This window comes from Tessaracoccus lubricantis (genome assembly GCF_039544535.1).
Classification (GTDB): domain Bacteria; phylum Actinomycetota; class Actinomycetes; order Propionibacteriales; family Propionibacteriaceae; genus Arachnia; species Arachnia lubricantis.
On record NZ_BAABLV010000033.1, the window covers coordinates 1 to 6,421 of the forward strand.

Annotated in this window: 5 protein-coding genes; 4 read left to right on the forward strand and 1 reads right to left on the reverse strand. The window is 65.2% G+C overall.

Annotated elements, in window-relative coordinates; genetic code table 11:
• Positions 1-42 precede the first annotated feature (42 nt).
• Positions 43-1,116 carry a PIN domain-containing protein gene (locus ABEA30_RS10165; protein ID WP_345582467.1) on the reverse strand — a complete coding sequence of 358 codons (1,074 nt, stop codon included), beginning with the start codon at positions 1,114-1,116 and terminating at the stop codon, positions 43-45.
• Between the two features lie 203 nt (positions 1,117-1,319).
• On the opposite strand from ABEA30_RS10165, the gene ABEA30_RS10170 reads away from it, so the two are divergent.
• The 4 genes from ABEA30_RS10170 to ABEA30_RS10185 form a co-directional block, all read left to right on the forward strand.
• Entirely contained in the window at positions 1,320-1,901 is a 582-nt protein-coding gene (locus ABEA30_RS10170) for a TetR/AcrR family transcriptional regulator (RefSeq protein WP_345582459.1), read from the forward strand.
• Positions 1,901-3,643 (forward strand): ABC transporter ATP-binding protein, encoded by a 1,743-nt coding sequence (locus ABEA30_RS10175; RefSeq protein WP_345582461.1) that lies wholly within the window; start codon positions 1,901-1,903, stop codon positions 3,641-3,643. Before ABEA30_RS10170 ends, ABEA30_RS10175 begins: the two co-directional genes overlap by 1 nt.
• Positions 3,643-5,724, forward strand: a complete 2,082-nt coding sequence (locus tag ABEA30_RS10180) for an ABC transporter ATP-binding protein (protein WP_345582463.1) — start codon at positions 3,643-3,645, stop codon at positions 5,722-5,724. Before ABEA30_RS10175 ends, ABEA30_RS10180 begins: the two co-directional genes overlap by 1 nt.
• 199 nt (positions 5,725-5,923) lie before the next feature.
• Positions 5,924-6,421, forward strand: a 498-nt coding sequence (locus ABEA30_RS10185; protein WP_345582465.1) for a DUF222 domain-containing protein, incomplete at its 3' end; no start/stop codon positions are given.

Genomic DNA, 6,421 nt, shown 5'->3' on the forward strand with positions numbered 1-6,421 from the left:
AACTACCGCCTCAGAATGCTCCTCATCGGCGGCGGTCTACGACTATGACCCCACGCTCAGGTACGAAGAGCCATCATTGGGGTTATAGACATCTGCACCGGTGCAAACACCATCAGCGCGACGCCACTCAATGTCGTCAATCATGAAGGACACGTCGGCGCCGAAAACAACAATTAGCCTTGCTACCATGCGCATCGAACCGATCAGTGTGACGAGACCATAGGAATCGATCCTCTCCAACGCCCACTCGTCATTGACGACATTCAGCGGAGGAAAATGGGCCGCTATAGCGACATTGAAATCAAGGTCATACGTGGCAGCGTAGCGCCCATCCGATCCGAGATGGGTCTCCACTCTCAGGAACTCGCCTGCCCAATCAACCTCGTCAATGGTTACGAACCACGGAGATCTCTGAAAGCCGAGGTCAACGACAGTAGGGGCGATCTCACCAAGAAAGTCTGATGGCATGCAGAACTCGAACAGTTCAGAGTCTTGTGCGTCTTTCACCGCTTCGGCGATCCCTGCGGAAGCTCGGGGCAGAACACGGAGCAGCCACGGTTCGAACTCAGGCACCAGTTCGACGCTGCCCTTTGCATTCGCGACTTCTTCCGCCAGGGCTGGAGAAAGACTGCCGTCAGGTCCCGCGAATGCGTCCTTATCATTCGAGATGAGCACGACGTCCTTCCCCTCTCTCGCAAGCCGGCAAACGTCCATCCACACGAGGGTGTCGCGATACCCGCTCCCCTTCCTATTGAAAGGCTGAATTCGGTTCACGGCACGAGCAACTACGTCCGCGTGAGACACCTCCGGCCACGGGAGAAGGGTGAAGCCAAGGCGACAGTCGAACCGATCGGCGAGGTATTCCCGATACGCTCTTGGAGAGAGGGGAGGCAGGATGTGGAGCCCCAACCGCCGTCGCTCACTCTGGGGGAGGACCTTCCCGTGCGATTGATGGGCTACGTTCAGCGTCCGCGAATAGTGGGCGACACATTCCTCAAACACCACGGCCGGAATCACAACGTGCAGCCACGCGTTAACGCCAAGATGCTCAATCAGTTGAAATCTGAGACCTACGCAAGTTAGATCACGCCACAGCTCAGTCGTATCCAGGACCACAGTCTTCAAGGGGGCTCCAGCCAGTAGATGACCGGCGTCATACCGCTACGTGGCGGGCTCAACGACCGAGCACGCGTAACAGACCTCACCGGCACGATTCCTTCACCTGCGGGGAGTCTATGGCAAGGGATGGTTTCCGAGCAGGTCCGTGCGAGCGATGCTAGAGCCTTGCTGAGTGAGTCCTCACTCACTACACTCGCTCCGTGACCCGCGCTGCCCCCATGCCCCCAGAGGAACGACGCGCCTCCCTCATCGAGGCGACCCTCCCCCTCCTCCTCACCCACGGCCCCTCCCTCACGACGAAGCAGGTGGCGGAAGCCGCCGGCGTGGCCGAGGGCACCATCTTCCGTGTCTTCACCTCACTCCCAGACCTCATCGCCGCCACCACGCGTGAGGCGCTGTCGGCCGCCCGTCTCCAAAGAGACATCGCCGCCGTCGACCCAGGCGACTCCCTTCTCGCGAAGTCGCAGGCGGCCATCGTCATCCTCACCCAACGCATGACCGACATCCGCAGCCTCCTCCACACCGTCCACCACGCTCCGGGGGCCGACGGCGGGGAATGCCTCCGCACGGAACTCGAGGCACGCAAGGACGAACTCGAGCAGTGGCTCCTCGGCCAGCTCGAACCCCACGTCGACGAACTATCTGTCCCACCCGCGCAGTACGTTGAGTTCCTGCGCACCCTCGCGCTCGGCCATGTCTTCAACTACGCCCACGGCTCCGCGGCCCTCACACCCGAAACCCTCGCCTCCCTCGCCCTCTCGGGCGCCAGAAAGGCCAACTAATGCTCACGCGCCTCGCGCGGCTCATCAACCGCTACATCCGCCCCTACTGGGGGCTGCTCACCATCGTGATCGTGTTGCAGACCATCGCAACCATCATGAGCCTCTACCTCCCCACCCTCAACGCCCGCATCATCGATGAGGGCGTCGTCAAGGGCGACCCGGGCTACATCTGGTCCACCGGCGGCGTGATGCTGCTGCTCTCCGCCGTCCAGGGCGCCGCGCAGATCGGCGCGGTCTGGGCCGGCGCCAACGCCGCCATGCAGTTCGGCCGCGACGTCCGCACCGCCATCTTCAACCGCGCGCTGAGCTTCTCCACGCAGGAGCTCAACAAGTTCGGTGCACCCTCACTCATCACGCGCAACACCAACGACGTGCAGCAGGTGCAGATGCTGGTCCTCATGACCGCGGTCATGCTGGTCTCGGCGCCCATCACCATGGTGGGCGGCGTGTTCATGGCCCTGCGCGAAGACGCCGGGCTGTCCTGGATCATCCTGGCCGCGGTCGTCATCCTGGGCATCGGCATCGTGGTGCTCATCGTCAACATGGGCCCGCTGTTCGAGAAGATGCAGAAGCGCATCGACGCCCTCAACCGCGTCCTGCGCGAACAGATCACCGGCATCCGCGTGGTGCGCGCCTTCGTCCGCGAACCCCACGAGGCCGTCCGCTTCGAGAAGACCAACGCCGAACTGGTGGACGTCACCACCAAGGTGGGCCGCCTCATGGCCTTCCTGTTCCCCTTCGTCGGCTTCATCATGAACATCTCGACGGTGGGCGTGATGTGGTTCGGCGCCCACCGCATCGCGTCGGGCGACATCCAGATCGGCCAGCTCACCGCGTTCATCGCGTACCTCATGCAGATCCTCATCTCCGTGATGATGACCACCATGCTGCTGGTGATGGCGCCCCGCGCCGCCGTCTCCGCAGACCGCATCATGGAGGTCCTCGACACCGAGTCCTCTGTCGCACCCCCCGCCCAGCCGAAGCAGGCCAACCAGGCCCGCGGCACCGTCGTGTTCGACGGTGTGAGCTTCGCCTACCCGGGCGCCGAGGCCCCGGTGCTCAAGGACGTCTCCTTCACGCTCACCCCGGGCAAGACCACGGCCATCATCGGCTCCACCGGCGCGGGCAAGTCCACGCTGATCAACCTCATCCCCCGCCTGTTCGACGTCACGGGGGGCCGCGTCCTCGTCGACGGCGTGGACGTGCGGGAACTCGACCCCGACGACCTCTGGAGCCGCATCGGCCTCGTCCCCCAGAAGCCGTACCTGTTCACGGGCACGGTGGCAAGCAACCTGCGCTACGGCAAGCCGGATGCCACCGACGGCGAACTCTGGGAGGCGCTCACCGTCGCCCAGGCAGCGGATTTCGTCCGCGAACGTGACGGCGAACTGGAGTCGGACATCGCCCAGGGCGGCACCAACGTCTCCGGCGGCCAGCGGCAGCGCCTCGCCATCGCCCGCGCGTTGGTGAAGAAGCCGGGCGTCTACGTGTTCGACGACTCCTTCTCCGCCCTCGACGTGGCCACCGACGCCCGGCTCCGCGCCGCGCTCGCGCCCGTGACCCGCGACGCCTCGGTGCTGGTGGTGGCGCAACGCATCTCCACCATCACCTCCGCCGACGAGATCCTCGTCATGGACGACGGCCAGATCGTCGGCCGCGGCACCCACGAACAGCTCCTCGCGAGCAACCCGACGTATCAGGAGATCGTCGAATCCCAGCTCAGCGCGGAGGAGGCTGCCTGATGACCGATCAGAACACCACCCAGAACACCGACGACGCCAAGGGGCTGCCGGTCAAGGCCAACGAACGCCCCAAGCACGGCCCCGGCCGGCAGATGGGCCCCGGCCACGGCATGGGCGGCACCGGCGAGAAGGCCGCCAACTTCGGCGTCTCCGCCAGGCGCCTCATCCGCAACCTGCGGCCCCAGCGCGCGGCCATCATCACCGCCATCGTGCTGGGCACCCTGTCGGTGGCGCTGGCCGTCGTCGGCCCGAAGATCCTCGGCCTGGCCACCGACAAGATGCTCGAGGGCATCATCGGGATGCAGTTCCCGGCCACCGCCACCAAGGAACAGCTCATCCAGGGCGCCGAGGCACAGGGCAACACCGAGTTCGCCGACCTGCTGCGCAACCTCGACTTCATCCCCGGCCAGGGCATCGACTTCGGCGCCATCGGCACCATCCTGCTCATCGTGCTGGGCCTGTACGTGGTGTCGTTCGCGTTCTCCTACATCCAGGGCTGGATCCTCAACGGCGCCGTGCAGCGCACCATCTACGACATGCGCCAGCGCGTCGCCGCCAAGCTGGACCGGCTGCCGTTGAGCTACTACGACCGCCAGCCCCGCGGCGAGGTGCTGAGCCGCGTCACCAACGACATCGACAACGTGTCGCAGACGCTGCAGCAGACGCTGTCGCAGCTGCTGAACTCGCTGCTGATGGTGATCGGCGTGCTGATCATGATGTTCTGGATCTCGCCCACGTTGGCGTTGGTCGCCCTGCTGAGCATCCCCGTCGCCATGGTGATCACCGCGGTGATCGGCAAGCGCTCCCAGAAGCTGTTCGCGCAGAACTGGAAGTCCACGGGCGAACTCAACGCGCACATCGAGGAGGCGTTCACCGGGCACGCGCTGGTGAAGGTGTTCGGCCGCCAGAAGGAGGTGGAGGCCGAGTTCGCCAAGCGCAATGAGGAGCTCTACAAGGCCGGCTTCGGCGCGCAGTTCATCTCCGGCATCATCATGCCGCTGATGTTCTTCGTCGGGAACCTCAACTACGTGGTGATCGCCGTCATCGGCGGCCTGCGGGTGGCGACGGGCCAGATGAACATCGGCGACGTGCAGGCGTTCATCCAGTACAGCCGCCAGTTCACGCAGCCGCTGACGCAGGTGGCGTCGATGGCGAACCTGATGCAGTCGGGCGTCGCGTCCGCGGAGCGGGTGTTCGAGCTGCTCGACGCCGAGGAGATGACCGGTCTGGTCCCTGAGCGTGCCCCGCGAGGAACGAGCGGGCACGACGAAGGGCGCAGCGAGGGTCTTGGCGGCCCTTCGTCGTCGCCGGCTCGCAAGCTCGCGGGCGACGCTCAGGGACCAGGGCGGATCGCGTTCGAGCATGTCGACTTCTCGTACTCCCCCGACAAGCCGCTCATCCACGACCTGTCGCTGGTGGCCGAACCCGACCAGACCGTCGCCATCGTCGGCCCCACCGGCGCCGGCAAGACCACGCTGGTCAACCTCATCATGCGGTTCTACGACCTCGACGGCGGCCGCATCACCATCGACGGCGTGGACATCGCGTCCCTCCCCCGCGGCGAGGTGCGGCAGAACATCGGCATGGTGCTGCAGGACACCTGGCTGTTCGGCGGCACGATCTGGGACAACATCGCCTACGGGCGCCCCGACGCCACGCCCGACGAGATCATCGAGGCCGCCCGGGCCACGTTCGTCGACCGCTTCGTGCACTCGCTGCCCGACGGCTACGACACGGTGATCGACGAGGAAGGCTCGAACGTCTCGGCCGGCGAGAAGCAGCTCATCACCATCGCGAGGGCGTTCCTCGCGGACCCGGCGCTGCTGATCCTCGACGAGGCCACCAGCTCGGTGGACACACGCACCGAGCTGCTGCTGCAGCACGCGATGGCGGCGCTGCGGACCGGCCGGACGTCGTTCGTGATCGCCCACCGATTGTCGACCATCCGTGATGCCGACCTGATCCTCGTGATGGAGGACGGGTCCATCGTCGAGAAGGGCAACCACGAGGAGCTCATTGCGGCTGAGGGTGCGTATTACGACCTGTACCAGTCGCAGTTCGCCGCGGCGATCGAGGAATAGAGCAGCCGGACCCTGAGCGTGGCGTGTGCGAGCTTGCGCTTGTCCTGAGTGTTCGCGAGGAACGAGCGAATCAATCGAAGGAAGCACCGAGCCACGACGAAGGGCTCCCGCAGCCATCCATGACCCGCCACCAAAGACGTTGGGGATTCGATGACGAACGTCATCGATATTGACCCCCTGTTCGTTTAGAATAGTGGTCATGAACGAGACAGTCGAGCTGCTGCAGCGCGCGATGGCCGCGTTGTGGGACACCGCTGCCTCACTCTCCCCGGACCCGTTGAAGTTCGAACAACGCCTCGCGCTGGTCGAACACCTCGACGAAACCCTGGCCCAACTCGCCGGGCTGCGGCTGCACATCCTCAACGACGCCCACCAAGCCTGCGACGGCATCACCCTGGCCGGGGTCCGTGACTCGGTACGCGCCTCTTCCGGCCAGGCCCGCGGCTCGATGAAACTGGCCCAGCACCTCACCCGCTTCCCACTGGTCGCCGCCGCCCTGCAGGAAGGCACCGTCTCGTTGGAACAGGTCCAGGCCATCGTGCATGCGCTGCGGAAACTGCCCACCTCCCTGGGCCGCGCCGAGCTCGAGAGGTGTCAGGAGTCGATCCTGCGGCACGCCCACGACCTGGGCCCCGACGAACTACGCACCCTGTCGGTCAAGCTCTACGAGATCGTCGACCCCGACGGCGCCGAAGCA

What these genes read in the sequence shown, in the direction of transcription:
- ABEA30_RS10180 (WP_345582463.1), top strand. Translation starts at nt 3,643, where the DNA reads ATGACCGATCAGAACACCACCCAGAACACCGACGACGCCAAGGGGCTG.
- ABEA30_RS10175 (WP_345582461.1), top strand. Translation starts at nt 1,901, where the DNA reads ATGCTCACGCGCCTCGCGCGGCTCATCAACCGCTACATCCGCCCCTAC.